Raw genomic sequence first — 25,556 nt, 5'->3', positions numbered from 1 at the left:
GCAGCTTCGCGCGAAATCTGAACAGCTCCGTTACTGCGACGCGCCGGGTGCGTCGGGTGCGGCCGGCACGGGCGCCTGGGACGGTACGGCCGAAGGGGCGGCAGCCGGTGCGGCACCGAGGCCCGCGCTGCCTCCGCCCGCCGTGCTCGCCCCCGCCGGCGGCTGTGCGAGTTGCGGCTGCGATGCGCCCGCCGACAGCGCGGCGGCCGACGCGGCCACTTCGGACGCCGGCACCCATTCCTCGACGATGCCGCCCGATGCCGCTTCGGGCGCCGATGCAGCCGAACCGGCCGAGGCCGCGCCGCTATCAGCCTCGGGCGCACGCTCCACCCGCTGCGTCCTGGCCGGCACGGGCGCTTTCTTCGCCTCGGGCGGGAACCACGTGTCGAACAGGTCCGTCACGCGCTCACGCAGCGACGCGAACCAGCCCGGCGACGGCTCGGTATCGAATTTCGCCTTCGTGTCGACGATCCGGGCGCGCTGCGCACGCTGGTAGAAATCGCCGACGATCGGCAGCGCACTGTGTGCGCCCTGCCCCCAGTAGTCGCTGCGCAACGTCACGCGCCCGTCGTCGAAACCGACCCACGCACCGGCGACGAGGCCCGGCTGCATCAGGATGAACCAGCCGTCCGTGTTGTCCTGCGTCGTGCCCGTCTTGCCGGCCACGTCGCCGCGGATCCCGAAGCGCGTGCGGATGCTGCTTCCCGTGCCCCGCGTCACGACATCGCGCATCACGCTGAGCAACGTCTTGTCGGTTTCGGCGTCGAGCGCGCGCTCGGGCGGCGCCGGCGCGTATTCGGCGAGCACGTCGCCCTGGCGGTTCTCGATGCGCGTCACCATCTGCGGCTCGACATACAGCCCGCCGTTCGCGATCGTCGCGTACGACGCGACCATCTCCTTCAGCGTGACCGGGCTCGTGCCGAGCGCGAGCGACGGCACGCGCTCGAGCGGGCTTTCGCGCACGCCCATGTCGCGTGCGAGCCTTGCCACGGCAGCCGGCCCGACCTTTTCCATCACCTGCGCGGTGATCCGGTTGCGCGACAGCGCAACCGCGTCGCGCAGCGTCATCGGTTTGCCGGTCGGCGGCACATCGTCGTTCGGCCGCCAGATCTCGCCGCCCTTCAACGGGATCTCGACCGGCTGGTCGATGAAGGTGTCGTCGGGCTTCATCCCGTTCGCGAACGCGACGCCATACACGAACGGCTTGAACGTCGAGCCCGGCTGGCGCCGCGCCTGTGCAACGTGGTCGAACGGCTCGCTGGTGAAGTCGCGGCTGCCGACCCACGCGCGGATCTGCCCATTGCGCGGATCGATCGCGAGGAAGCCGGCCTGGACGTCGGTCTTCGTCTTGCACAGCGCGCGCATGAAGCCGCGGTCGGCCGCGAGCAGCTTCATCGCGGCCGCGTCGTCCTTGCCGGCGTCCTGCGCGGCCTTGTACTCGGGCGACTCGCGCATGAAGGTGCGGAACACCTCGTTGTCGGTGCCGCAGCCGTCGCGGCCGCTCCATGCGTTGTTCGCGATGCCCTGCAACTGGTTGCCCTGCAGCATGAGCGCCTGGGTCGCCATCTGCTGCAGCCGCGAGTCGATCGTCGTGCGCACGATCAGCCCGTCCGAGTAGATGTTGTAGTCGTTGCGGTCGGCCCACGCGATCAGCCATTTGCGCAACTGCTGCGCGAAATGCGGCGCCGGCCCCGGCGGCTCCTTCTGGCGCTCGAAGTCGATCCGCAGCGGCCGGCGCTGCAACTGCGCGAATTGCGCCGGCGACAGCTTGCCGTACTTCACCATCTGGCCGAGCACCGTATTGCGTCGCTGCAGCGCCCGCTCGGGATTCAGCACCGGGTTGTAGTAGCTGTTGCCCTTCAGCATCCCGACGAGCGTCGCGCTGTCGAGCACGTCGAGCTCGTCGGCCGACTTGTCGAAATAGGTACGCGCGGCCATCTCGACGCCGTACGCGTTGTACAGGAACGGCACCGTGTTCAGGTAGGTCTCGAGGATCTGGTCCTTGCTGTAGACCGCCTCGATCTTCAGCGCGGTGATCGCCTCCTTCACCTTGCGCGTGAGCGTCGGCGCACGGCCGATCTCGTCCGGATACAGGTTGCGCGCGAGCTGCTGCGTGATCGTCGAGCCGCCCTGGCGGCTGCCCGAGAACGTATGGAGCGCGGCCGACGCCGTGCGCTTCCAGTCGAGGCCGTGGTGTTCGTAGAAGCGGTGATCCTCGGTCGCGATCAGCGCGTCGACCATGTGCGGCGAGATCTGCTTGAGCGGCACCCACTCCCGGTTCGACGGCTTGAATTCGGCGAGCACCTTGCCGTCGGCGGACAGCACCTGCGCCGGCTGGTCGACGCGCGCCTTGCGGATGTCGCCGATGCCCGGCGTGAACGGGATCAGCACGACCACGTACACCACGAACAGCGCCGGCACGGCGGCGCCGGCGAGCAGCACGCCGCGGCGCGTCGGGTGACGGACATGGTGCCACGCGGTGGCGGCGAGAGGCTTGACCCGCGCGACGGCGGCAGCCGCGACGGGTTGGGCGCGCGCGACCCATCTGGCACAGAAGTCACGCACTGACGGCACGTTTCGGCGATTCACGCGGGTGGAGCTCGGCTGAAAAGGGTGCATCGTACCAAACTCGCGCGGCCCGCCGGGCCGCAATGGCGTGGCGGCGGCGCACACGGGCGGCTGCGCGGCGGTTCACACGCAAAAAAGGCGCGCGCCCCGCAACGGGAACGACGCGCCAAGCCTGGTACTACAAACGGGCGGCCGCGCCAGGCGCGGCGAATCGGCGCGGCACCTCAGCGCACGAGAAAACCGTAGGTCAGCGGATCGCGTTCATCGACGATCCAGTTCGCGAACCCGCAGATATGCGCGCTGCCTTCCACTTCCGGAATCACGGCCGGGATGGCGCCGACCGTCGTCTCGCGCAGCACGCGCCCCTTGAAGATCGTGCCGACGATCGATTCGTTGACGAGCGTGTCGCCGGCCGCGAGCAGCCCGCGCTGGTAGAGCTGCGCGACCCGGCCGCCGGTGCCGGAGCCGGTCGGCGAGCGGTCGACCTCGCGATCCGCGAACACGCAGCAGTTCGCCTGAGTCGAGCCCGGGTGGCGCGGCGCGTTCGCGATGATCGTGCCGTAGATGTGGTTGATTTCCGGAATCTCCGGATGCACGACCGGGTACTTCGCGTTCGCGGCGGCCTTCACTTCCGCGCCGAAGCGGATCAGCCTTTCCACCGCCGCCTCGCGCACCGGCAGGTCGAACGGCGCGCCGTCGACGTAGAAGTAGAACGCGCCGCCGTATGCGACGTCGCCCGTCACCGTGCCGAACGACGGCGTCTGGACCGACACGTCGCGTTGCCAGATGAACGACGGCACGTTGACGAAGCGCACCGGCCCCGCGTGCTCGCCGTCCCACTTGACGAACGCCTCGATGAAGCCGCACGGCGCGTCGATGCCGACCCGCGTTTCCGGCACCGTGCGCTGCACCCAGCCGAACTCGACGGCCGCGGTCGACAGCGCGATCACGCCGTGCCCGCAATGGTCGCTGTAGCCTTCGTTGTGCACGAAGATCACGCCGAAATCGGCGTTCGGCGACACGGGCTCGGTCAGGTAGCCGCCGTACATGTCGGCGTGGCCGCGCGGCTCGAACATCAGCGCGCGGCGGATCTCGTCGGCGTTCTCCTTGAGCCATGCGCGGCGCTGGACGATCGTATCGCCCGGCAGGCGCGGCAGCCCGCTCGTGACGATACGGAACGCTTCGCCGCCGGTATGGACTTCGACGGTGGAAAGGGATCGGGAAATTTTCATGGTCGATCGAATGCGTTGAAATGAAAGACGGCGGCCGCGCCGCCGTCCGATGGCAGGCTGGCCGGTTACTTCGCGTACGGTTCGGGCAAGCCGTTGCGGATCACGTAGACGGTGGTCGGCGCGCCTTTCAGGTCGCCGTTCGCGTCGAACGAATAGGTGCCCGCGACGCCCGCATAGTTCGACTTCGCGAGCTGCGCGATCAGCTTCGCCTTGTCGGTGGTGGTGCCGGCCTTGACCATCGCGTCGGCGAGCAGCTTCATCCCGTCGTAGTAGTTCACGCCGTAGACCTGCGTATCGGTGTGATACGTGTCGTGGTACTTCTTCAGGAATTCGCGGCCGGCCGCCGTCTTCTCGAGCGCGACACCGCCCTGCGCGCAGTAGACGATCGACGACGCGTCGCCCGCGACCTTGCCCATGTCCGCCGAGCAGATGCCGTCGCCGCCGAGCAGTTTCGCGCGCAGACCGCGCTGCTTCATCTGCTTGGCCATCGGCGCGCCCTGTGCGGCATAGCCGCCGAAGAAGATCACGTCGGGGTTGCTGGCCTTGATCTTGGTGAGAATGCCAAGGAAATCGGTGGCCGACGAATTCGTGAATTCCTGGTCGACGATCTTGATCCCGTTCGCCTTCGCGACGTTCATGAACTGCTCGGCAACGCCCTGCCCGTACGCGGTGCGATCGTCGATCACGGCTGCGGTCTTCGCGTTCAGCGTCTTCGCGGCGAAGGTGGCCATCGTGCCGCCGAGCTGTTCGTCGCTCGCGCCGATCCGGAAGATGTTCTTGAAGCCCTGCTTGGTCAGCGCCGGGTTCGACGCCACCGGCAGCATCGGCACGCCGGCAGTCGAGTACACGCGCGATGCGGGAATCGCGACGCCCGAATTGTATGGCCCGAGCACCGCGACGACGCCCTTGTCGACGAGATTCTGTGCAACCTGCACGCCGGCTTTCGGATCGGCCTGGTCGTCGTCGGAAACCAGTTTGAAGGTGACGGCCTTGCCGGCGACCTTGATGCCGGCCTTGTTGAGTTCGTCGACGGCCAGGCGCGCGCCGTTTTCATTGTCCTTGCCGTTTGCGGCCTGCGGGCCCGTCAGCGGCGCCGAATGGCCGATCATCACGACTTCCTGCGCATGCGCGGAAGTCAGCGCGCCGGCGGCGATGGCCACCGAGAGCGCGGTAACGAGGTGTCGCATGATGTCTCCTGATTGGTTTTGTGTGAAACCAATGTAGGACACGCGTGGTTACCATGCAAGCAATTCAAAAATAAAAACTTCGATTCTGGTCATTTTTCAGACCAGAACGAGCCGGCGCGGTCACTTCGGCGCGATGTCGCGCCGCACGCGCAGGATGTGCTGCTCGACATAGAACGCCGCCGCATCGGCGTCGCCGGACACGATCGCCTCGTAGATCAGCCGGTGTTCGGACACGTAGAGCCGGATCCGGCCCGCATCGTAGATGCCGTCGTCCTTCAGCCGTTTCCACAGCGGCTGGTCCATCGTCTTCGCGACTTCGTCCGCGATCTTCACGATCAGCGCGTCGCCGGTCATCAACGCGAGTTGCCGGTGGAACAGCCGGTCGCTCTCGTTCCACAGTGCGCGCTGATGCGGATCGTCGATGTCGGTAACGGTCTCCATCTGGGCCAGGTAGCGCTCCGCGCCGGGGTCGGCGCGGCCGTGCGCGGCCGCGAGGCGTGCGATCGCGGGCTCCAGGATCAGCCGCACGTCGAGCGTCGACGTCGGGCTGAAATCGGCTTCGGATGCCCGGTGCATGTCGCCGCGCTGCGCGAGCACGTCGAGCGGCGACGCCACGACGTAGGTGCCCGAATTGCGCTTCGTGAACACGAGCCCTTCGTTCTGCAGCGCGCCGAGCGCCTCGCGCACGGCCGGCCGGCCAACCTGGAACAGCCCCGCGAGCTCGCGCTCGGACGGCAGCCGCGATTCGGCGGCATAGCGCCCCGCGCGGATCTCGTCGCGGATCTTCTCGGCCACCTGCTCGTAGATCTGCAGCGGCCTGAAACCGCCTTCGAGTGTGTCGGGACGCGCGGACATCATCGTGTAGCTCCTGCCCGGTCGCGGGCGTGAATCTGGAATGGGTTCGCACTATACCGGAGCGCGCCGGCAGTCGGGCCATGGCGGCCTTTCTGGATAGATATTAGAACCAAAACAGGCGAGCCGCTTTATTTTCTGGGTTGCGGATGGGCCAGCAAGTGGTATAGATTCGATCCACACTGCCCTGTGTCACGGTATCCGGCAGCCCCGTGGCGGGTGCGGCATGCGCCCGTCGTCCACGCTCACCGACGCATACGACGTACACGATGACCGCTCTTTCCCCGATTCCCGTTCTCGATGCAGCCGACACGGCCGCGCTGCTCGACTATCCGGCGCTGCTCGCCACGCTCAGGCAGGCCGTCGCCGACTATGCGGCGGGCGAGATCGTCAGCCCCGAACGGCTGGTCGTGCCGCTGCAGGCCGGCGGCGTGATGCTGTCGATGCCGTCGAGCGCGCGCGACCTCGCGACCCACAAGCTCGTGAACGTGTGCCCGGGCAACGGCGCGCGCGGGCTGCCGACGATCCTCGGCCAGGTCACGGCATACGACGCGACCACCGGCGAAATGCGCTTCGCGCTCGATGGCCCGACGGTCACCGGACGCCGCACGGCGGCCATCACCGCACTCGGCATCCAGGCGCTGCATGGCGCGGCGCCGCGCGACATCCTGCTGATCGGCACCGGGAAACAGGCGGCCAATCACGCGGAAGCGTTCGCCGCGATCTTTCCCGAAGCGCGCCTCCACGTGCGCGGCACGAGCGCCGCCAGCGCGGCTGCATTCTGTGCCGCGCACCGCGCGCACGCACCGCGTCTCGTGCCGCTCGACGGCGACGCGATTCCCGATGCGATCGACGTCGTCGTCACGCTGACGACGAGCCGTACCCCCGTCTATCGCGAAGCCGCGCGCGAAGGCCGGCTCGTGGTCGGCGTCGGCGCGTTCACCGCGGACGCGGCCGAGATCGACGCGAACACGGTGCGCGCCAGCCGGCTGGTCGTCGACGACCCGGCCGGCGCGCGCCACGAAGCCGGCGACCTGATCGTCGCGCAGGTCGACTGGCAGCACGTCGCGTCGCTCGCCGACGTGCTGGGCGGCACCTTCGACCGCACGGGGCCGCTGCTGTTCAAGAGTGTCGGCTGTGCCGCGTGGGATCTCGCCGCGTGCCGCACGGCGCGCGATACGCTGGCGGCGCGCCAGGCCGGCTGATCCGGCCCGCCGGGGCCGCACACGCGGTACGTCACGAAGCGGCCGCACCGGCGGTTTCCCGTACGCGTTGTAGGAATTGCCCTACAACGCGTCGCCGCGGCCTACAGCAACTTCCAATTCGGCCGATTTCATTTTCGGCGGCGCAACACGATACTGCCGGCATGAATGCCAGCCAGTTCCCCCCCGCGCTCCGGGTGTTTCTCGTCGATCACGCCGTCGCCGTCCGGCAGCGGATCGCGCTGCTCGTCGGCGCGATCCGCGGTGTCGCCGTCGTCGGCGAGGCGGAAGACAGCCAGGACGCGTGGACGCATATCCGCAGCAGCCAGGCGGATGTGGTGATCGTCGACCTGCGGCTGGCGGACGGCAGCGGTCTCGACCTGATCGGGACGCTGTCGAAGGCCGCGCCGCGCATCGTCACGATCGTGCTGACGAATCACTCGGCGCCGGCATTCAGAGAGGCATGCGCGTCGGCCGGAGCCGACTACTTTTTCGACAAGACCGTCGAATTCGACGCCGCATGCCGTGCTATCGAATCCCTGGTGCACGCTCGCGCGCACCGCCCCTGACGAGCCGGAGTGACTCATGTCCACAGCCACCCCCTGCGCCTCCGCCGGATCCATCACGCCTCGGCCGGTGATTCCGCTTCGCGCGGTCACGCGCGCCGACGCCGCCAAACATCCCGCAGCGGGCTGCTCGGTATGCGCGATGCGTTCGATGTGCCTGCCGCCACACCTGACCGCGGCCGAATACGGCCGCCTCGACGCGATCATCTGCACGACCCGGCAGGTTCGCCAGGGCGACGCGCTGTTCCGCACCGACGATCCGTTCCAGAGCATCTATGCGGTGCGCGCGGGTTCGTTCAAGACGGTGATGATGCACCGCGACGGCCGGGAGCACGTGACGGGCTTCCAGATTGCCGGTGAAACGCTCGGGATGGATGGCATCGGCAGCGGACAGCACTGCTGCGACGCGATCGCGCTCGAGGACAGTGTCGTGTGCATCATCCCGTTCGGCGCGCTCGAAGCGGCGTGCCGCGAGATCAAGCCGATGCAGCACTTCCTCTACCAGATGCTGAGCAGCGAGATCGTCCGCGAATCGAGCCAGATGCTGCTGCTCGGCACGATGTCGGCCGAGCAGCGCGTCGCGCACTTCCTGCTGAACCTGTCGTCGCGCTTCGAGGCGCGCGGCTATTCGGCAACGGAATTCAACCTGCGGATGACGCGCGAGGAAATCGGCTGCTATCTCGGGATGAAGCTCGAAACCGTGAGCCGGATGTTCTCGCGGTTCCATCGCGAAGCGCTGGTCGAAACGCGCGGCAAGCGCGTGCGCATCATCGACTCGCAAGCGCTCGCACGGGTCTGATGGAACAAGGCCGGGACGACGCCCGGCCGCCGGCGCGGTTGCGCGCGCGATGCGTCATTGCACCGCGCCGCCGCCCGCCACGTTGCGCAGCTCCACCCTTGCACCGCCCGCCTGGCACGCGATCAGCGCCTGCTCGGCCTGCGTGAATGCGCGGCGCAGCACGTCGTCCATGTTGTCGCCGACGCACGGCGGAAGCGGCCAGAGCGACGTATCGCGCATCACGAGGTCGAGCCGCACGTCGTACCGGCGTGCGCCGTCGGCGGCAGCACGCGATTCGATGGCGAGATGGCAACCGCCGATCAGCGCGCGAAACCGTTCGAGCCGCACCAGCTGCGCGCCGGCTTCGGCTTCGACCGCGGCGGAACCCGCGAATCCGTGGCAGGCGATCTGCATGCCCACGCCCATGTCATGTCTCCTGACGGGGCCGCCCGCTCGTCGACCGCCTTGCAAGTGCCGCCCGCACCGAAAGGCGGCGGCACGTGTTACCCGAGGCACGGCGCGATTTCTTCGATCGCTGCCCGGCCGATAGTCTGCCCGCGCCTTCGCCGGCGCGGGACCGTTCATACGTTGAAGGTCTGCGACGCCTTCATCTCGATCCACGTCATGCCGGCCCGCAGCCCTTCGATCATCGCCTCGCGTTCGGTCGGATACGCATGGCTGTGCTCGAACGTGTGATGAAAACGCGCGGCGCCGGTGCCATGCTCGACCGACACGCGGCAGCGGAATTCGCCCGATTCGCACGGGCGCGTCTCGACCTCGACGGACCAGTCGCGTTCGTGAATGTTGCCCTGCAATGTCATGCGCCCTCCTGCGGTATCAGTCTTCGAGCCGGAAGTGGCCGCTGTGCAGCAGCACCGGCCGGCCGCCGATTTCCTCGAGCATGCGTCGCGCCATCGCCTCGATCGCCGGCCGGTGCGCGTCGAATGCCGCCAGCAGGTCGCGTTCGAGCAGCGACGGCGCCCCGAAATGATCCTCCAGCGCCTCGGCCGTGACCGCGCACTGTACGCAACGCCCGTCGACCAGCGCCGAAAACGCCACGACCAGGTCGCGTGCGCAGTATTCGGGTGGTTCCGGCGGGAAGGCAATCTGCATCTGTCCGCCTGTCATCGTCGTGATGGCTCCATGGCAAGAGCATAGTGGCGCGCGCGCCCGCACGCTTGACCCACGTCAACCGGTTCGCTGCGCCGCACGATCACGGCGCGGCGGCTTGGCCGGCACGGCTGCGCGACGCCGCTGATGCCCGTTTGAGCCGGTTTCAGTCCGCTGTCAGCCCGCGTCCGGCTCGATCGCCGCGCCACGCTCCGCGAGCAGTTCGCGCAGCACGCTGCGGTGGCAATGGCGTTCGTCGTCGCAGTAGCAGCCAATCGAGAACGCGGTGGTCGCCGACAGCGCCGCCAGCAGGTCCAGCACCTTCGCCGCATCGCCCTGCGCCATTTCCGCGCGGAAATGACGCCGGAACGCGTTCCATTCGGCATCGGTTTCGGCGGCCTGCGCCTGCGCGACGAGTTCCGGGCTCGGCGACAGCGTCGGCAACCATACATCATAGTAGTTGCGCGACGCGAATTCCGCCTTCGGCACGCCGCGCGGCGGCCGCCGCACCGTTCCGATCCGCAGGCCCTCGCCGGCCGCGCGCGGCGTGCCGATCTGGATGATCCGGATGCCCATGTCGCTCCTTCCGAGTTGCGTTCGATTCCGTGATCGTACCGCCGCGCCTGCGCCCGCGTCAGCCCGGTGGCACACATTGCGGCCGCACAACAAAAAACCGGCTGCCCCCGTGCGGGAGACAGCCGGTTCGGCCAGCCGCGTGGCGCGCCGGAGCGCGCCGCGCTCAGACGCCGCTCTTCAGCACCTTGCCGATGGCGTCGGCGACGATCGCGACGTTCGAGTCGTTCAGGCCCGCCACGCACATCCGGCCCGAACGCAGGATGTACACGCCGTGCACTTCGCGCAGCGCGTCAACCTGCGACTCGGTCAGGCCCGTGTACGTGAACATCCCGCGCTGCTTCACATAGCGTGTGAGCGCCTCGCCGCTGACGTGGTCGCGCAGGCCGTCATGGATCGACTGGCGCATCCGCGCGATGCGGCGGCACATCGCCGCCAGCTCCTCTTCCCACTGCTTGCGCAGCGCAGGCGTGCCGAGCACGGCCGCCACGACCTTCGCGCCGTAGGTTTGCGGGTTGCTGTAGTTCGAGCGCACGGCGCCGGCCAGCTGGCCGAGCACGCGGTCGGCCGCGGCGGCATCCTCGCAGACGACGCTCAGGCCGCCCACGCGCTCGCCGTACAGCGAGAAGTTCTTCGAGAACGAGTTCGCAACCAGCGCCGGCACGCCGCGGCGGGCGAGTTCGCGCACCGCGAAGGCGTCCGCGTCGAGGCCCGCGCCGAAGCCCTGGTACGCCATGTCGACGAACGGCAGCAGCCCGTGCGCCTCGATCACGTCGATCAGCTTCTCCCACTGGCCTTCGTCGAGGTCGACACCGGTCGGGTTATGGCAGCACGCGTGCAGCAGCACGATGCTGCGCGCCGGCAGCGCGTCGATCGCCGCGAGCATCGCGTCGAACTTCAGGCCGCCCGTCGCTTCGTCGTAGTACGGATACGTGTTCACCGTGAAGCCGGCGCGCTCGAAGATGAAGCGGTGGTTTTCCCAGCTCGGATCGCTGAGCCACACCTGCGCATCCGGGAAGTAGCGCTTCAGGAAATCGGCGCCCACCTTCAGCGCGCCGGAACCGCCGAGCGTCTGCACGGTCGCGATGCGGCCGGCCGCGCGGGCCGGGTGATCGGCGCCGAACACGAGCGCCTGCACGGCGTCGCGATACGCCGGCAGGCCGACCATCGGCAGGTACGGCTTCGGGCCGCTGTCGCGCTGCAGCGCGGCTTCGGCTTCGCGCACGGCGCCCATCACCGGAATCCGGCCTTCGGCATCGAAGTAGATGCCGATGCTCAGGTTGACCTTCTGGTCGCGCGGATCTTTCTGGAAGTTCTCGTTGAGCGTCAGGATCGGGTCGCCCGGGTACGCGTCGATGTGTTCGAACATGGCTTGAGTCGGTCTCGTTTGGAAGAATGATCGGTCGTGGCCTGCGTCAGCGTGCGGATGCACCGTCGTGCACCGCATAGCCCGCATTCTTCTGACGGAAGCGATACCCGACCGCGAGCACCGCGAGCCATACCGGGATCAGGTACACCGACAGGCGGAGATCCGGCGTCAGGTACATCACGACGAGAATGCCGGCCATGAATGCCAGGCACAGGTAATTCGTGAAAGGATAGCCCAGACTGCGGAAGGAAGTCTCTTCCCCGGCTGCGCGCTTCGCCTGGCGGAACTTCAGATGGATCAGCGTGATCATCGCCCAGTTGATGATCAGCGCCGACACGACGAGGCCCATCAGCACCTCGAACGCCTTGCCCGGCATGAAGTAGTTGACCAGCACGCACACGCCGGTCGCGAGCGCCGACGCGCCGAGCGCGGCGAGCGGAATGCCGCGCTTGTTCACCGAGCACAGCACCTTCGGCGCGTTGCCCTGTTTCGCGAGGCCGAACAGCATCCGGCTGTTGCTGTACACGCCGCTGTTGTAGACCGACAGCGCGGCCGTCAGCACGACCACGTTCAGCACGTTGGCCACCACGTTGCTGCTCAGCGCATGGAAGATCAGCACGAACGGGCTGCCGCCGGTGACGACCTTTTCCCACGGATACAGCGACAGCAGCACGGCCAGCGCGCCGATGTAGAAAATCAGGATGCGGTAGATCACCTGGTTGGTCGCACGCGGAATGCTGCGCTTCGGATCGTCGGCCTCGGCCGCGGTAATACCGATCAGCTCCAGCCCGCCGAACGAGAACATGATCGCGGCCATCGACATCACGAGCCCCGACACGCCGTTCGGGAAGAAGCCGCCGTGCTGCCACAGGTTCCGGACACTCGCCTCCGGCCCCGCATGGCCGCTCGCGAGCAGCCAGCCGCCGAAGCCGATCATCCCGATGATCGCGGCGACCTTGATGATCGAGAACCAGAATTCCGTCTCGCCATACGACTTCACGCTTGCCAGGTTGAGCAGGTTGATCGCGACGAAGAACACCAGCGCCGACACCCAGGTCGGCACGCCGGGCCACCAGTACTGCACGTAGATCCCGACGGCGGACAGCTCGGCCATGCTGACGAGGATGTACAGCACCCAGTAGTTCCAGCCCGACAGGAAGCCGGTGAAGTGGCCGACGTACTTGTTGGCGAAGTAGCTGAACGAGCCGGCGACGGGCTCGTCGACGACCATCTCGCCGAGCTGGCGCATGATGAAGAACGCGACGATGCCCGCCACCGCGTAACCGAGCAGCACGGACGGGCCTGCCATCTTGATCGTCTGCGCGATGCCGAGGAACAGCCCCGTGCCGAGCGCGCCGCCGAGCGCAATCAGCTGGATGTGCCGGTTCTTCAGCCCGCGCTTCAGGCCGTCGCTCTCGTTTCCAGAAACCATGTCTTCTCCACTCTGTCCGCCTCCGCCTGAAGCGGTGCGGCGCGCCTCGGTGTGCCGGGCGCTGTTTTTGCTGTGCCGGGGCCGTTCGTGGAGCCGCCGGGTTGGGGACTGCAATCTTCGCGTGGCGGCGCCCGATTCGCGTCGGCGGGCCCGCCAGACCGGCCGCCGACTGTCGCCGCGCCCGCATGGCTGCGTTCGCACACGAAAATCCGGCGTCAGTTTAGCGTCGCGACGGCGAAATCGGGTTTCGTAACCCGTTCATGCAAACCCTACATTATGAGATAAGATTGCATCCAGGAGACGAATGAGGAAACAAAAATGCATGAACCGGTTCTGGATCGCCTCGATCGGCACTTGCTCGCGATCCTGCAGGAGAACGGCCGCGCGTCGAACCTCGATCTGGCGAAGGCCGTCGGCCTGTCGCCCGCGCAGACGCTGCGCCGCCACCGGCGGCTCGAAGAAATCGGCGCGATCCGCCGCTACGAAACCCGGCTGTGCCCCGACACGCTCGGTTTCGGCGTCACCGCATTCGTGCACGTGACGATGGAGCGCGGGCATATCCGCGACCTGTCGAAGTTCCAGAAACTGGTGTCCGATCTCGCGCAGATCCAGGAGTGTTTCTCGGTGACGGGCGACATCGACTACGTGTTGAAGGTCGTCGCACACGATCTGAAAGGCTTGTCGCGGTTCCTGCTCGAGACGCTGATGCGCATTCCCGGCGTGAGCGGCGTGCATTCGAGCGTGTGCCTCGACGAGATCAAGTGCACGAGTGCGATGCCGGTGGAAGCGTGACAGCCGCCGTGCAGGCGGTCATTCGCAGACAGGCGCCTGTGCGATCGACGGCGGCGTAACCGCCGCGTGGCGGTCGGCGTCGACCACGCCACCCTCTCTCAACCGACGTTCGGCGCACGACTTCAGACGGTTGATCAGCAATATGCGGGCTGCGAACATCGGCAACTCGAGCGCGTTGCTGCTTGCCTCACGCCACATCGACGATGCGTTAACGCATACAAATCGTCGAATCAGTCACACGCAAATTCGAATCAGTCCCATAGACAATTTTCCCCTTATCGATGACTGTCTTTGATTCCTTAATGCAAAAGGAAACGACGATGCGCAGAACAGCAGCAAGAGACAGGGACTCGACAACACCGGCGGATTGGTCATTGCCGTCACGTCAACGATATTCGATAACGGTAAACGCGTTGCGCTGGATGGCGACGAAGCAACCTGTGGCAATTGCAAAGGGGCATTCAAGATTTTAGGCAGCGCCACGCGCATGAGTTGCCACGGTCGTAGAGTCGTTTTGAATGGAGACCCCGTGCTCTGTCCGTGTGGACAAAACAAGGTCATCGCGGGCGGCGACAGCCGAATTTTCTACGAAGCTGACAGCAGCATGTCCAGGCAAGTAGCCGCCACCCGTGAAACTTGGTCATCTACATCGCCAACCCAATCCGCCGCACCTTCCGGCTACGACGAAAAGCTGGTGTGTACGACACGCGAGTCGGTACTTGTCGGATATCCGTACCACATCGAAACGGCGGATGGCCGCACTTACAACGGCCGACTCGACCCAAGCGGAGAGTTGCCCCGCATCGATACCGGCAACAAACCCGATGAGTACACGGTTTATTGGGGCGACGAGGCCATTGAAAAACAATACGAGAGTTGACTGATGCCAAACAAGCCTACGAAGGTTCGCTCGAACGACACTAAAGGGTCCATCAAACCGGTAACGCTTCAGACGTTGTCATTTCGGGAACTTTGGAGCGCCTATCCAAAGAAGGATCCATACGACGATCCCACCGGCCAGTATGAGAATCAGTGCGCTATTCGCATGAGCGTTACGTTTCACCACGTCGGGAGCGACATGAAGTCGTTTTCGCAGAAGGTGTTGAAACCGATGCCGGGGAAGAAGTCCTTAGGTCGTCTGATACTCGACGGGAAAGCGGCAGCGACGCGTGCCTACGAGTTGGCCGAATGGTTGAAGCTTCAGCCGTTCCTCGGCCTGGGCAAGCCGGAGAACATCACCGGCCAGGACTGGCAGCGCAAGATTAAAGGTCGAACCGGTATCATCTATTTTTTTGGCTACTGGCGGCAAGAAGGGGATTCTGGCGACACGTTGAGCGGCGGCCATATTGACTTGTGGAACAAGGACACCCTTACGCCATCTACTGCTTCGTTCTGGAGGTTTCGCATAGGCGTGCCGAGCATGATTAACCCACTTGATTACCTTCGGGGCCGACGCGGGAATTGGTATTCGAATCTGGGCGACTCGAAAGAAATCCTTTTCTGGGAAGTCAAATGAAACGACTGGCGGTTGCAGTTCCCGGGATCCTATGGGGTTTGCTCATCACATGGGCGTCCCTTTATACGTTCAGCCGGATTCATTGGCCTGCTCCGCGGTCGCATTCGACCGGCTGCAACGACATGGAACACTGCGCTCCACACGCAGTATTCATCGTCGGCCTGTTCGCCCTGACCTTGTGGCCTTCGGTCGTCTTTGCCGCGCTCAATGCCTTCGCTTACCGACGTTGGTCGTCGCGCAAGTGGGGTATCACGTTCATTGCAGCCACGCTATTTGTTGTTCTCTTTCATCTTGCGACCTACGCACTCCCCGCGTTAGGTTTTTTCGGCTAAATCGGCCTTCCGAAGCGGCCTGATGGAGTTTGTGCGCCGCGTCGCTTCCCTTCCCTTCCCTCCAAGGGCCTCTGCAAATACAGTTTGATTTGTTGCGCAAGCAACGATTAAGCGCCCACGCCGGCTTTCGGAATTCGGCTCTGAAAATCAGCGCCCAGCCATATTCGCACCGCGCATCCTGGGACGCCTTCAGCGCGCCGCCTCGAACGCACTGATCAGCAACGCCCCCGCCGCGATCACCACGCAACCGGCCGCCCGGCGCGGCGTCAGCCGCTCGCCGAGGTACACCCGCGCGATCAGGGCCGCGAACACCACGCTCGTTTCCCGCAGCGCCGACACCGGCCCCATCGGCGCGCGATCCATCGCCCAGATCACGATGCCGTACGCGAGCGCCGCGAACACGCCGCCGCAGGCGGCCTTCGCCGTTTCGCCGACATCCTGCGTCAGCCGCAGCGGCCCCGCCCGCAGGCGGTAGTACGCGGCCATCATCGCCCCCGTCAGCACGAACATCCACGCGGTATAGCCGACCATGTTGCCGCTTTCCCGCACGCCGATTCCGTCTACCACGCTGTAGGCCGCGATCGACACGCCGGTTGCGAACGCGATCGGCAGCACCTGCATCATCCGGTGCTTCGCACCGCGCCCACGCTCCAGCCCGATCGCCAGGATGCCCGCGCAGATCAGCACGAGCCCGCATTGCGCGCCGACATTCAGGTGCTCGCCCGCGAACGCCGCCGCGCCGAGCGTGACGAGCAGCGGCGCGGTGCCGCGCGCGACCGGATAGGCGACGGTCAGGTCGCCGTGCTCGTACGCGCGCACCAGCAGCAGCGTATAGACGACGTGCAGCACGGCCGACGCGACGACACAGAGCCAACTCGCCGGCGTGATCGGCGCCGCGGCCGGCAGGAACAGCAGCGCGAACAGCCCGATCGCGATCTGCAGCACCGTGGCCGACCGCAGCCGGTCGCCGCTGCTGCGGACGAGCGCGTTCCATGATGCATGCAGGAACGCCGCACACAGAACGGCAAACAAAACGGGGATCGGCACGATGAATACTCGCTGACGGTCGGCCACGCGATATCGTCGCCGCAGGGCGTTCATCGTATGAATACGTCATCCGATTGTCAAAATCCCTGCGCCGCGCGGCCCCCTCCGCAAACCGGGCAGCAACGTCCTCTCGCCCGCCCCGCGAGGCCTCCGCGGCAATGGCTCCCCCCGCCGCGGAATGTGACGCAAAGGTGGCAGGCGGTCCGCCCCTTTCCGTTTTCTTTCGCGTCGCATCCCGCCGTAATGAAATCGATACCGCAGCGCAACCGTCGCGAAATCACTCCGTCCCCATATCTTCATACGGGACTGTTTCAATGCGCGTGCTCTCTCACGAGCTCCGCGCCGAACCCACACGACGACGGGGCCGCTCTCCACCATCGAAGACCTTACCTGGAGTTTCCCGATGTTCCGTCAAGCCTTGCTTGTCACCGCCTGCGCTGCCGCGGCGCTTGCGCTGTTCGCCTGCGGCGGCAGCGATCCGACGTCGACGCCGCCGGCACCCGTCGTGTCGTCGCAGGACGCGCTGCAGACCGCCACGCCGATCAAGCACGTCGTCGTGATCTACGGTGAAAACATTTCGTTCGACCACTACTTCGGCACCTACCCGAACGCGACGAACCCGTCGGGCGAACCGGCGTTCACCGCCAAGGCCGGCACGCCGACGCCGAACGGCCTGACGGGCACGCTGCTCACCGCGAACCCGAACTTCACGAACACGGCCAACGGCACCGACGCGGCGAACCCGTTCCGCCTCGACCGCACGCAGGCCGCGACCGCCGACCAGAACCACGCGTACACGGCCGAGCAGCAAGCGGAAGACCTCGGCGCGGCCGACCTGTTCCCGAAATACACCGGCAGGGGCTCGTCCGGCGGCGCCGGCGCGTTCGGCACGAAGGGCCAGGTGATGGGCTACTTCGACGGCAACACCGTGACCGCGCTGTGGAACTACGCGCAGCGCTTCGCGATGAGCGACAACACGTACACGACGACGTACGGCCCGTCGACGCCGGGCGCGCTGAACGTCGTGTCGGGCCAGACCAACGGGATGCAGATCGTCAAGACGTCGGCGCAACCGTCGACGCTCGCGAAGAGCTCGTACTACATCAACGACGGCCAGACCGGCTACACGATGATCAACGACGTCGACCCGGGCTATGACGTGTGCTCGAGCACGACCGACCAGGCGATGATGACGGGCAAGAACATCGGCGACCTGCTGAACAGCGCGAAGATCACGTGGGGCGGCTTCATGGGCGGCTTCAACCTGTCGACGACGAACGGCAACGGCACCACGGGCTGCGCCCGCAGCACGGTCGCCACCGCCGTAAACGCCGCAACGTCCGACTACATCCCGCACCACAACTGGTTCCAGTACTACGCGTCGACCGCGAACCCGCAGCACACGCGCCCGAGCTCGGTCGCGGCGATCGGTTCGAGCTTCCAGACCGACGGCAAGACCGCCGAACCGGCGAACCACCAATACGACACGGACGACTTCTTCGCGGCCGTGAAGGCCGGCAACTTCCCGTCGGTCAGCTACCTGAAGGCGCCGGCCGCACAGGATGCGCACGCGGGCTATTCGGATCCGCTCGACGAGCAGGCGTTCGTGACGAAGGTCGTCAACTTCCTGCAGCAGCAGCCCGACTGGCAGAACACGGCCGTGATCGTCACCTATGACGACTCGGACGGCTGGTACGACCACGTGTACACGCCGCCGACCCGCGGTTCGTCGGACCCGGTCGACCAGGTGAGCGGCAACGGCAAGTGCGGCTCGGGCGGCACGACCGGCGTGAACGGCGGCACCGTGAACGGCCGCTGCGGCCCGGGCGTGCGCATTCCGCTGATCGTGATCTCGCCGTACGCGAAGCAGAACTACGTCGATCACACGATGCTCGACCAGTCGTCCGTCGTGCGCTTCATCGAGGACAACTGGCTCGGCGGCCAGCGCATCGGCGGCGGCTCGTTCGATGCGACGGCGGGCGACCTGCGCAACCTGTTCGACTTCACGTCGAAGCCGAACACGACGCCGCTGTATCTCGACCCGACGCTCGGCACCGCATTGAGCTCGGCACCGGCGATCTGACCGGTACTGCCTGACCGCATGGCCGGCGCATGATGCGCCGGCCGTTTCCGTTTAACGCGCCGCTTCGTGCGGTGCCCGATTTCCGACCGATAGCATGACCGCTCGCCCTGCGTTCCCGTCTCCCGACACCACCGGCACCCGCGCGCCGCGCACGCCGTCCCGCCTCCTGCGCCGCGCGGCATTCGCGATCGGCGCCGCCGTGCTCGGCTACGGCGCGTTCGCGATCGCATTTCCGTCGCAGGTGCCCGCGGCGATCGGCACCGTCGTCGCCGACTGGACGGGGGCGAACCCGCATCCGGTCGTGCTGCAGCGGCCCGCCGCGCAGCCGCTGTCGGCCGTCGCGCAACTCGGCCGCGCACTGTTCGCCGATCCGTCGCTGTCCGCGTCGGGCAAGCAGTCGTGCGCGTCGTGCCACAGCCCCGATCATGCGTACGGGCCGCCGAACGCGCTCGACGTGCAGCCGGGCGGCCTCGCGATGACGCAGCAGGGCTATCGCCCGCCGCCGTCGCTGATGTACCTGTATCGCCAGCCGAACTTCAGCATCGGCCCCGATGCCGGTGAAAACGACGCCGCGCCGACCGTCGCGCAGCAGGCCGCGTCGGCGGCCGGCGTCGTCAAGGCCCAGAAGGTGGCCGGCACGTCGGCCGCGCCGCAGCTCGTGCCGCAGGGCGGGATGTTCTGGGATGGCCGCGCCGATACGCTGCAGCAGCAGGCGTTCGGCCCGCTGCTGAATCCGGTCGAGATGGCGAACGCGAGCATCGACGACGTCGCGCGCAAGCTCGCGCAGTCGTCGCACCGCGCGCAACTCGAGCAACTGTTCGGCGCACGCGTGTTCGACAGCCCGCAGCTCGCGGTGTCGGAGGCGATGTTCGCGATCGCGCGCTACCAGGTGGAGGATCCGTCGTTCCACCCGTACAACAGCAAGTACGACCGCTGGCTCGAAGGCCGTGCGCGGCTCACGCAGGCCGAACTGCGCGGGCTGCGCCTGTTCAACGATCCGGACAAGGCGAATTGCGCGGGCTGCCACCTGTCGAAGCCCGGCAAGGACGGGCTGCCGCCGATGTTTACCGACTACCAGTACGAGGCGCTCGGCGCGCCGCGCAACAAGGAACTGGCACAGAACCGCAACCCGGCGTTCTACGATCTCGGCGTGTGCGGGCCGTTCCGCGACGACCTGAAGGACCAGACGCAGTATTGCGGAATGTTCCTCACGCCGACGCTGCGCAACTCGGCGACGCGCCACGTGTTCTTCCACAACGGCGTGTTCCACACGCTCGACCAGGTGATGGCGTTCTACAACGAGCGCAGCATCTCGCCGCAAAAGTTCTATTCGCACGGCGCGGACGGCAAGGTCGACGAGTACGACGACATCCCGCCGAAATTTCGCGCGAACGTCGACGTGACCGATGCGCCGTTCGATCGCAAGCCGGGCGACAAGCCCGCGATGACGGCGCAGGACATCAAGGATATCGAAGCGTTCCTGGGTACGCTGAACGACGAGCCGGCGCAGCACTGAGTCAGGACGACCGCCGCGCCGCGTCGTGTCAGCAGCGCGCGCGGATGCAAAGGAAGGCCGGGGCCAGCGACAGCTCCGCATGGAGCCGCTCCGACGCGGCCTTCATCTCGGGCAGCGGCTTCGGCTCGACGAACCGGTCGAGCCGCCAGCCGCCGTCGGCGACCGCGTTCAGGATGTCGGCGAGCGGCCGCCGCCACGCTTCGACATAGGGTTTCGGTTCACCGAAACCCGACCAGTGAAAGCCGAAGCGGGATGTATCGAAATAGGTACCCTCGCCGCGCGTGCGTTCGTCCATCCAGTCCCGCATCGGATGCGCCATCGAAAACACGAGCGTGGCGCCCGGCCGCGCGACGCGCCGGAATTCGCGCAGCGTCGGCGCAAGATCGCGCACGTAGTCGAACGCGAGCGAACAGACGACCTTGTCGAACGCATCGTCGGGCAACCAGGCGAGCGGCCCCTCCAGATCGCCCTCCACGATGTCGACCGGGAGGCCCGCGCAGCGCGTTCTCGCCAGCGCGACCATCTCCGGCGTGACGTCGAACGCATGCACCGTCGCGCCGTGGCGTGCGAGGTGCGCGCTGCAGATGCCGGGCCCGCAGGCGGCGTCGAGCACCGTCAGGCCGTCGACGTCGCCCAGCAGCGCCATCGTTGCCGGACGTTCGTAGAGCGCGTTGTGCGCCTTCGTCGGCGCGATGTCGGCATAACGTTGCGCGAAGCTCGCGTACGCCCGGCGGCCGGGCGGTTCGTTCGGATCGGTCATGCAGCCTCCATCGGCGGAAACAGGGTGAGCCGATTATCCACCGGCGAATGGCGATCTGCGCCCCGGCCGCCGATCTCGGGCCATACCGCCCGCCTCGCGCCCAGCCGCGTCAGAACAGATACATCCCCGCGACGAACACGACGCCCGAGAACAGCAGCGTCGTCACGCACTATCCCATCATGTCGCGCACGCCGAGCCCGGCAATCGCGATCGTGGAAACGGGAAGAAAAACGGCGACCGGCGGTGCGATCGGCGCCGCCGGTGAAAAGGCCGGATGCGTATGCGTTATCGACCGGCGGTCGCAGGCGTGCTCACGGTTGCAACCGGATTCGCCCGCTGCTCGGCCAGCCGCTGCGCGAACCGGTACGCGACCAGCGAGCCGGCCACGGCAAGCAGCATCGGCACGAGGCTGTCGTGATCCGCGCGCGTGAACTCGAGCAGCAGCACGACCGCCGTGATCGGCATCTGCATCGACGCGGCGAGAAACGCGGTCGCGCCGATGAGCGCACACCCGCCGATCGACGCGCCCGGCCACACGAGGCTCCACAGCCCGCCGAGCACGACGCCGAGCAGCGCGCCGTTCGCGAGGCCCGGCGTCAGCAGGCCACCTTCCGCGCCGACGCGCAGGCTGCCGGCCTCGATCAGCACCTTCAGCACGAGCAGCGTCGCGGCGAGGCCGATCGTCAGCGTGCCGTCGAAACCCAGCGACGCCGGGCCCTTGCCGTTGCCGAGCAATTGGGGGAACCCCATCGCAAGCACGCCGATCACCGCGAAGTTGAGCAACGCGAGCACGGGCAACCGCCAATCCTTGGGCGCGTCTGCCCGCGCACGCGCCGTGAGCCGCACGAAGCCGTAGGCGGCGAAGCCGAACAGCGGCCCGCAGACGATCGACCACACCACCAGCGGCGTGCTCAGCACGAACGGCGGCGCCGTGTACTGGTGTTCGTTGCCGAGGCCGATCCACGCAACGGCCGCGGCGATCGCCGACGTCGCGACCGCCACGACCAGCGCACGCAGCTCGAACGTGCCGAGCAGCACTTCGAGCACGAAGATCGCCCCGCCGAGCGGCACGTTATAGACGGCCGCGAGGCCCGCGCCCGCACCGCACGCGACCATCAGCCGGCAATCGTCGGGCGTGAGCCCCGCCGCATGCGCAAGCCGCCCGGCAAGCAGCGAGCCGATCTCGCGCGGCGCGACTTCGCGGCCGAGCGGCGAGCCGAGCGCGACGGTGACGATCTGAAGCAGCGCGTGAACGGTCGTGCTGACGAACGGCATCCGCGGATCGGCCGCACGCACCGCGCGGCGGATGCTGACGAGCGGCCGGCCATACCGGTACAGCGCCCACCAGCCGCCGCCGGCGACGATCCCGCAGACGATCAGCACCGCGAGCCGGCGCAGCGGATCGGCGCCGGTCACGCCGCTGAGGAAGCTCTCGGTGCCGATCACGTGCGCGATGCCGTACCCGTACGCGACGTGCTGGATCGCATGCAGCAGCAGCGCGAGCAGCATGCCGCCGAGGCCCGCGCCGACGCCGGTCAGGATCGTGACGACGGCCACGCGCGCGAACGGGCTGGCGGCCGGCGAAGAGGATGCGGGAGCGGACGGGAGATCGAGGCGCATGGGGTCGGCGAATGGGATCGAAAAGACGGCGCGCAACCCGCACGCCGTTGTCAGGACCGCATCGTAGGCCCGCGCCAATCATGAGACAAACGTATTTTTCGAATCGACTCATGCATCTGGCGAATACATGAAGCCTGGCGGGCCTTGACCGCCCGCCGCGCGCGTCAATCCGGATACGTGACGCGCTCCGGTTCGCGCCGCAGGATCACCTTCCCGTGTCGGATCGACAGCACGGCCTTGGCCTGCCGGCGCACCGCTTCGTAATCGCCGTCCGCGTCGAGCACGACCAGATTCGCCGGGCGCCCGACCGCGATGCCGTAGCGGTCGCCGAGATGCATCGTCGTCGCGCTGTGGTCGGTCACGAAGTCGAGGCAGCGCTGCAAGTCCTGGTAGCCCATCATGTGGCAGATATGGAGGCCCGCATCCAGCACGCGCAGGATGTTGCCGTTGCCGAGCGGGTACCACGGATCCTTGATCGAATCCTGACCGAAGCACACGTTGATGCCCGCGCGATCGAGTTCCGCGACACGCGTGACGCCGCGCCGCTTCGGAAACGTGTCGAAGCGCCCTTGCAGGTGGATGCTCTCGGTCGGGCACGAGATGAAGTTCAGGCCTGCGCGCTTCAGCAGGCGGAACAGCTTCGAGCAGTACGCGTTGTCGTACGAGCCCATCGCGGTCGTGTGGCTCGCCGTCACGCGCGCGCCCATCCCGCGCACGCGCGCTTCTTCCGCGAGCACTTCGAGAAAACGCGAATGCGGATCGTCGGTCTCGTCGCAATGTACGTCGACGAGGCAGCCGGTGCGCTCCGCGAGATCCATCAGGAAGCGAATCGAGCTGACGCCCTGCTCGCGCGTGTTCTCGAAATGCGGTATCCCGCCGACGACGTCCGCGCCGAGTTCGATCGCCTGCTCCATCAGCGCGCGGCCGCCGTCGAACGATTCGATACCTTCCTGCGGAAACGCGACGATCTGCAGGTCGATCAGCCCGCGTGCTTCGTCCTTCACTTCCAGCATCGCCTTCAGCGCGGCAAGCGTCGGATCCGTGACGTCGACGTGCGTGCGCACGTGCTGAATCCCGTGATCGCGCAGCATGCCGATCGCCGCATGGGCGCGCGTCTTCGTGTCCTCGTGCGTGATCGTCGCCTTGCGTTCAGCCCAGCGCTCGATGCCCTCGAACAGCGTGCCGCTCATGTTCCATGCGGGCTCGCCGGCCGTCAGCACCGCGTCGAGGTGAATATGCGGCTCGACGAGCGGCGGAATCGCAAGGCGGCCGCCCGCGTCGACATCCCCCGCGCCCGCGGGTGCGACCGGCGCCGACTGGGCGTCGACCCGCGCGATCATGCCGCCGTCGATGCCGATCGTGAACAGGCCGTCGCGGCCGCGCAGGCGTACGTTGAACAGATTCATGTGAAGTCTCCCCGTGGCATCCATGAAAACGGCCGCGCGCGTGGCGCGGGCGGCCGTGCGATCCAGTTGGCGCGTATCGACGAAACCCGTCGATGCGCGCGCGTCTTCGTCTTCTCACGCGTGTAGCGCCCGGCGTCGGCGCGAACGCCCCATTCTCCGCGCACCGGTCGCGACGATCAACCGCCGTGGCGCGCGCCGCGCGTGTTGCAACGATGCGACAGCCGGCCACCGAGGCGCGGATGCCACGCGCACGCGATCGCGCAAAAACCGCCGGCGTCAGGCGCACGCGGCACGTCATGTCAGTTTTGTGAAGGACTCTTGCCGGATCCGGAAAGGTGCGCTCGCGGCCCCGGCGGCCTTGCGCGCGCGATGCGTTCCTATACTTGCGCCGAACTTTCGTTCCCAGTCCCACACGCAGGAGTCTTGACATGAAAAAAACCCTCGTCGCCGGCGCATGCACCGCCGCGCTGTTCGCCCCGCTCGCTCACGCGCAGAGCTCGGTCACGCTGTATGGCCTGATCGACGCCGGCATCGTCTACACCAACAACGCCAACGGTGCGTCGCTGTGGCGCCTGAACAGCGGCACCGTCAACGGCAGCCGCATCGGGTTTCGCGGCACCGAGGATCTCGGCGGCGGACTGAAGGCGCTGTTCGTGCTCGAGAACGGCTTCAACGTGAACAACGGCGGGCTCGGGCAGGACGGCAAGCTGTTCGGCCGTCATGCATACGTCGGCCTGAGCCAGAACGGCTATGGCACGCTGACGCTCGGCCGCCAGTACGACACGATGGTCGACTTCGTCGCGCCGCTGTCGGCCACCGCCGGCGACTTCGGCGACGCGAGCTTCGCGCATCCGTTCGACAACGACAACCTGAACCACTCGCTGCGCATCAACAACGCGGTCAAGTACACGAGCGAGACCTATGCGGGCTTCAAGGTCGGCGCGATGTATGCGTTCTCGAACGCGACCAGCTTCGGCGCGAACCGCGCGTACAGCGTCGCGGCGAGCTACACGAACGGCCCGCTGAAGCTGGCCGGCGCGTACCTGCAGATGAACGGCACGAAGGGCTCGACGAGCGCGAGCCCGGGCGCGACCGATGCGGCCGAAGCGAAGAGCCTGAACCAGGGCGGCTGGTCGATCGGCTCGGACCGCATGCGTTCTTACGGCGGCGGCATCAGCTACGGGTTCGGCCCGGCCACCGTCGGCTTCGTCTATACGCGTTCGCAGTACGACAACACGGGCTCGTTCGGCTCGACCGGCCAGGTCGCGTTCAACAACTACGACGTGAACGTGCGCTATGCGGTGACGCCGGCCGTCAGCCTCGGCGCGGCCTACGTGTATACGGACGCCAGCGTGTCGAACCCCGACAGCAAGCACGGCACCGATCCGAAGTGGCACCAGGTCGACCTGCAGGCCGTCTACAAGCTGTCGCGCCGCACGGACGTCTATGCGGAAGCGATGTATCAGCACGCAGCGGGCCGCGGCTACCAGGCGTTCATCAACGGTTCGGGCGGTGCATCGAGCACGGCGAACCAGATCGTCGGCACGATCGGCATGCGCACGCGTTTCTGACCGGCGCGATGCATTGCCGCCCGACGGCCACGAACCTGCGTTCG

General features: G+C 66.9%; 25 protein-coding genes and 1 pseudogene. 10 read left to right on the top strand and 16 right to left on the bottom strand.

Going from position 1 to position 25,556, the window contains the following annotated elements; translation table 11 throughout:
* Positions 1-30: 30 nt before the first annotated feature.
* The 4 genes from HWX39_RS12925 to HWX39_RS12910 all read right to left on the bottom strand — a co-directional run bounded on the left by HWX39_RS12925 (position 31) and on the right by HWX39_RS12910 (position 5,845).
* Complete coding sequence (locus tag HWX39_RS12925; RefSeq protein WP_175968460.1) at positions 31-2,619, bottom strand: transglycosylase domain-containing protein; 2,589 nt, start codon at positions 2,617-2,619, stop codon at positions 31-33.
* Positions 2,620-2,792: 173 nt separating this feature from the next.
* Positions 2,793-3,800 (bottom strand): trans-3-hydroxy-L-proline dehydratase, encoded by a 1,008-nt coding sequence (gene lhpH / locus HWX39_RS12920; RefSeq protein ID WP_175968459.1) that lies wholly within the window; start codon positions 3,798-3,800, stop codon positions 2,793-2,795.
* Between the two features lie 65 nt (positions 3,801-3,865).
* Positions 3,866-4,987 carry a branched-chain amino acid ABC transporter substrate-binding protein gene (locus tag HWX39_RS12915; protein WP_175968458.1) on the bottom strand — a complete coding sequence of 374 codons (1,122 nt, stop codon included), beginning with the start codon at positions 4,985-4,987 and terminating at the stop codon, positions 3,866-3,868.
* 120 nt (positions 4,988-5,107) lie between these two features.
* The gene (locus HWX39_RS12910) at positions 5,108-5,845 is read right to left on the bottom strand and encodes a GntR family transcriptional regulator (RefSeq protein ID WP_175968457.1); all 738 of its coding nucleotides are present in this window, start codon (positions 5,843-5,845) and stop codon (positions 5,108-5,110) included.
* Between the two features lie 263 nt (positions 5,846-6,108).
* On the opposite strand from HWX39_RS12910, the gene lhpI reads away from it, so the two are divergent.
* From lhpI to HWX39_RS12895, 3 genes are all read left to right on the top strand, one after another.
* Complete coding sequence (lhpI, locus tag HWX39_RS12905) at positions 6,109-7,044, top strand: bifunctional Delta(1)-pyrroline-2-carboxylate/Delta(1)-piperideine-2-carboxylate reductase (protein ID WP_175968456.1); 936 nt, start codon at positions 6,109-6,111, stop codon at positions 7,042-7,044.
* A gap of 161 nt (positions 7,045-7,205) precedes the next feature.
* Positions 7,206-7,610, top strand: coding sequence for a response regulator transcription factor (locus HWX39_RS12900; protein ID WP_175968455.1), 405 nt, complete (start codon positions 7,206-7,208; stop codon positions 7,608-7,610).
* A gap of 16 nt (positions 7,611-7,626) precedes the next feature.
* Positions 7,627-8,406, top strand: a complete 780-nt coding sequence (locus HWX39_RS12895; RefSeq protein WP_175968454.1) for a helix-turn-helix domain-containing protein — start codon at positions 7,627-7,629, stop codon at positions 8,404-8,406.
* Between the two features lie 54 nt (positions 8,407-8,460).
* Here HWX39_RS12895 and HWX39_RS12890 read toward each other — a convergent pair whose 3' ends face one another.
* The 6 genes from HWX39_RS12890 to HWX39_RS12865 all read right to left on the bottom strand — a co-directional run bounded on the left by HWX39_RS12890 (position 8,461) and on the right by HWX39_RS12865 (position 12,869).
* A complete protein-coding gene (locus HWX39_RS12890) occupies positions 8,461-8,811 on the bottom strand; it encodes a metal ABC transporter ATPase (RefSeq protein ID WP_175968453.1) in 351 nt (116 codons plus the stop codon).
* Between the two features lie 155 nt (positions 8,812-8,966).
* Complete coding sequence (locus tag HWX39_RS12885; protein ID WP_089453021.1) at positions 8,967-9,206, bottom strand: UDP-glucose 4-epimerase; 240 nt, start codon at positions 9,204-9,206, stop codon at positions 8,967-8,969.
* A gap of 16 nt (positions 9,207-9,222) precedes the next feature.
* A complete protein-coding gene (locus HWX39_RS12880) occupies positions 9,223-9,513 on the bottom strand; it encodes a DUF1488 domain-containing protein (RefSeq protein WP_175968452.1) in 291 nt (96 codons plus the stop codon).
* Positions 9,514-9,672: 159 nt separating this feature from the next.
* The gene (locus HWX39_RS12875; protein WP_175968451.1) at positions 9,673-10,071 is read right to left on the bottom strand and encodes a DUF488 family protein; all 399 of its coding nucleotides are present in this window, start codon (positions 10,069-10,071) and stop codon (positions 9,673-9,675) included.
* Positions 10,072-10,234: 163 nt separating this feature from the next.
* Positions 10,235-11,437, bottom strand: coding sequence for an amino acid aminotransferase (locus HWX39_RS12870; protein ID WP_175968450.1), 1,203 nt, complete (start codon positions 11,435-11,437; stop codon positions 10,235-10,237).
* A gap of 46 nt (positions 11,438-11,483) precedes the next feature.
* Positions 11,484-12,869, bottom strand: a complete 1,386-nt coding sequence (locus HWX39_RS12865; protein WP_175968449.1) for an amino acid permease — start codon at positions 12,867-12,869, stop codon at positions 11,484-11,486.
* A gap of 318 nt (positions 12,870-13,187) precedes the next feature.
* Between HWX39_RS12865 and HWX39_RS12860 the strand changes: the two genes are divergently transcribed.
* Positions 13,188-13,661 (top strand): Lrp/AsnC family transcriptional regulator, encoded by a 474-nt coding sequence (locus HWX39_RS12860; RefSeq protein WP_039367332.1) that lies wholly within the window; start codon positions 13,188-13,190, stop codon positions 13,659-13,661.
* An 18-nt stretch (positions 13,662-13,679) separates the two neighbouring features.
* Here the strand turns inward: HWX39_RS12860 and HWX39_RS12855 are convergent, their stop codons facing one another.
* Entirely contained in the window at positions 13,680-13,820 is a 141-nt protein-coding gene (locus HWX39_RS12855; RefSeq protein WP_175968448.1) for a hypothetical protein, read from the bottom strand.
* 208 nt (positions 13,821-14,028) lie between these two features.
* Here HWX39_RS12855 and HWX39_RS12850 point away from each other — a divergent pair, with 208 nt between their 5' ends.
* The 3 genes from HWX39_RS12850 to HWX39_RS12840 are packed head-to-tail and all read left to right on the top strand — an operon-like array spanning position 14,029 to position 15,509.
* Entirely contained in the window at positions 14,029-14,541 is a 513-nt protein-coding gene (locus HWX39_RS12850) for a PAAR domain-containing protein (protein WP_175968447.1), read from the top strand.
* Positions 14,542-14,544: 3 nt separating this feature from the next.
* Positions 14,545-15,177: a type VI secretion system amidase effector protein Tae4 gene (locus HWX39_RS12845; RefSeq protein WP_175968446.1), complete on the top strand. Its 633-nt coding sequence runs from the start codon at positions 14,545-14,547 to the stop codon at positions 15,175-15,177.
* Complete coding sequence (locus tag HWX39_RS12840) at positions 15,174-15,509, top strand: hypothetical protein (protein ID WP_175968445.1); 336 nt, start codon at positions 15,174-15,176, stop codon at positions 15,507-15,509. The genes HWX39_RS12845 and HWX39_RS12840 overlap by 4 nt, the downstream gene beginning before the upstream one ends.
* A 189-nt stretch (positions 15,510-15,698) precedes the next feature.
* Here the strand turns inward: HWX39_RS12840 and HWX39_RS12835 are convergent, their stop codons facing one another.
* The gene (locus HWX39_RS12835; protein ID WP_175968444.1) at positions 15,699-16,610 is read right to left on the bottom strand and encodes an EamA family transporter; all 912 of its coding nucleotides are present in this window, start codon (positions 16,608-16,610) and stop codon (positions 15,699-15,701) included.
* A 349-nt stretch (positions 16,611-16,959) separates the two neighbouring features.
* On the opposite strand from HWX39_RS12835, the gene HWX39_RS12830 reads away from it, so the two are divergent.
* Both HWX39_RS12830 and HWX39_RS12825 read left to right on the top strand, forming a co-directional pair.
* Positions 16,960-18,639, top strand: a complete 1,680-nt coding sequence (locus tag HWX39_RS12830; protein ID WP_175968443.1) for an alkaline phosphatase family protein — start codon at positions 16,960-16,962, stop codon at positions 18,637-18,639.
* A 94-nt stretch (positions 18,640-18,733) separates the two neighbouring features.
* Entirely contained in the window at positions 18,734-20,155 is a 1,422-nt protein-coding gene (locus HWX39_RS12825; RefSeq protein ID WP_175968442.1) for a cytochrome c peroxidase, read from the top strand.
* Between the two features lie 28 nt (positions 20,156-20,183).
* On the opposite strand, the gene HWX39_RS12820 is transcribed toward HWX39_RS12825, so the two are convergent.
* The 4 genes and pseudogenes from HWX39_RS12820 to codA all read right to left on the bottom strand — a co-directional run bounded on the left by HWX39_RS12820 (position 20,184) and on the right by codA (position 23,941).
* Complete coding sequence (locus HWX39_RS12820; RefSeq protein WP_175968441.1) at positions 20,184-20,915, bottom strand: class I SAM-dependent methyltransferase; 732 nt, start codon at positions 20,913-20,915, stop codon at positions 20,184-20,186.
* A gap of 109 nt (positions 20,916-21,024) precedes the next feature.
* Positions 21,025-21,126: pseudogene (locus HWX39_RS12815) on the bottom strand (TIGR00366 family protein); the annotation flags it as partial.
* A gap of 74 nt (positions 21,127-21,200) precedes the next feature.
* Positions 21,201-22,535, bottom strand: a complete 1,335-nt coding sequence (locus HWX39_RS12810; protein ID WP_175968440.1) for a chloride channel protein — start codon at positions 22,533-22,535, stop codon at positions 21,201-21,203.
* Between the two features lie 164 nt (positions 22,536-22,699).
* Positions 22,700-23,941 (bottom strand): cytosine deaminase, encoded by a 1,242-nt coding sequence (gene codA / locus HWX39_RS12805; protein ID WP_175968439.1) that lies wholly within the window; start codon positions 23,939-23,941, stop codon positions 22,700-22,702.
* A gap of 428 nt (positions 23,942-24,369) precedes the next feature.
* Here codA and HWX39_RS12800 point away from each other — a divergent pair, with 428 nt between their 5' ends.
* Positions 24,370-25,512: a porin gene (locus HWX39_RS12800; protein WP_175968438.1), complete on the top strand. Its 1,143-nt coding sequence runs from the start codon at positions 24,370-24,372 to the stop codon at positions 25,510-25,512.
* Positions 25,513-25,556 lie beyond the last annotated feature (44 nt).

This window comes from Burkholderia sp. BCC0322, assembly GCF_902833045.1.
Lineage (GTDB): Bacteria > Pseudomonadota > Gammaproteobacteria > Burkholderiales > Burkholderiaceae > Burkholderia.
Note: the sequence above shows the minus strand (reverse complement) of the source record. Positions and strands in the feature narration are given on the sequence as shown.

Coding starts and splice junctions, on each gene's coding strand:
- HWX39_RS12855 (WP_175968448.1), bottom strand. CDS start 13,820: ATGTTCGCAGCCCGCATATTGCTGATCAACCGTCTGAAGTCGTGCGCC.
- HWX39_RS12820 (WP_175968441.1), bottom strand. CDS start 20,915: ATGACCGATCCGAACGAACCGCCCGGCCGCCGGGCGTACGCGAGCTTC.
- HWX39_RS12800 (WP_175968438.1), top strand. CDS start 24,370: ATGAAAAAAACCCTCGTCGCCGGCGCATGCACCGCCGCGCTGTTCGCC.
- codA (WP_175968439.1), bottom strand. CDS start 23,941: ATGAATCTGTTCAACGTACGCCTGCGCGGCCGCGACGGCCTGTTCACG.
- HWX39_RS12875 (WP_175968451.1), bottom strand. CDS start 10,071: ATGGGCATCCGGATCATCCAGATCGGCACGCCGCGCGCGGCCGGCGAG.
- HWX39_RS12830 (WP_175968443.1), top strand. CDS start 16,960: ATGTTCCGTCAAGCCTTGCTTGTCACCGCCTGCGCTGCCGCGGCGCTT.
- HWX39_RS12880 (WP_175968452.1), bottom strand. CDS start 9,513: ATGACAGGCGGACAGATGCAGATTGCCTTCCCGCCGGAACCACCCGAA.
- HWX39_RS12870 (WP_175968450.1), bottom strand. CDS start 11,437: ATGTTCGAACACATCGACGCGTACCCGGGCGACCCGATCCTGACGCTC.
- lhpH (WP_175968459.1), bottom strand. CDS start 3,800: ATGAAAATTTCCCGATCCCTTTCCACCGTCGAAGTCCATACCGGCGGC.
- HWX39_RS12900 (WP_175968455.1), top strand. CDS start 7,206: ATGAATGCCAGCCAGTTCCCCCCCGCGCTCCGGGTGTTTCTCGTCGAT.
- HWX39_RS12835 (WP_175968444.1), bottom strand. CDS start 16,610: ATGAACGCCCTGCGGCGACGATATCGCGTGGCCGACCGTCAGCGAGTA.
- HWX39_RS12910 (WP_175968457.1), bottom strand. CDS start 5,845: ATGATGTCCGCGCGTCCCGACACACTCGAAGGCGGTTTCAGGCCGCTG.
- HWX39_RS12885 (WP_089453021.1), bottom strand. CDS start 9,206: ATGACATTGCAGGGCAACATTCACGAACGCGACTGGTCCGTCGAGGTC.
- lhpI (WP_175968456.1), top strand. CDS start 6,109: ATGACCGCTCTTTCCCCGATTCCCGTTCTCGATGCAGCCGACACGGCC.
- HWX39_RS12895 (WP_175968454.1), top strand. CDS start 7,627: ATGTCCACAGCCACCCCCTGCGCCTCCGCCGGATCCATCACGCCTCGG.
- HWX39_RS12915 (WP_175968458.1), bottom strand. CDS start 4,987: ATGCGACACCTCGTTACCGCGCTCTCGGTGGCCATCGCCGCCGGCGCG.
- HWX39_RS12810 (WP_175968440.1), bottom strand. CDS start 22,535: ATGCGCCTCGATCTCCCGTCCGCTCCCGCATCCTCTTCGCCGGCCGCC.
- HWX39_RS12845 (WP_175968446.1), top strand. CDS start 14,545: ATGCCAAACAAGCCTACGAAGGTTCGCTCGAACGACACTAAAGGGTCC.
- HWX39_RS12890 (WP_175968453.1), bottom strand. CDS start 8,811: ATGGGCGTGGGCATGCAGATCGCCTGCCACGGATTCGCGGGTTCCGCC.
- HWX39_RS12825 (WP_175968442.1), top strand. CDS start 18,734: ATGACCGCTCGCCCTGCGTTCCCGTCTCCCGACACCACCGGCACCCGC.
- HWX39_RS12860 (WP_039367332.1), top strand. CDS start 13,188: ATGCATGAACCGGTTCTGGATCGCCTCGATCGGCACTTGCTCGCGATC.
- HWX39_RS12840 (WP_175968445.1), top strand. CDS start 15,174: ATGAAACGACTGGCGGTTGCAGTTCCCGGGATCCTATGGGGTTTGCTC.
- HWX39_RS12865 (WP_175968449.1), bottom strand. CDS start 12,869: ATGGTTTCTGGAAACGAGAGCGACGGCCTGAAGCGCGGGCTGAAGAAC.
- HWX39_RS12925 (WP_175968460.1), bottom strand. CDS start 2,619: ATGCACCCTTTTCAGCCGAGCTCCACCCGCGTGAATCGCCGAAACGTG.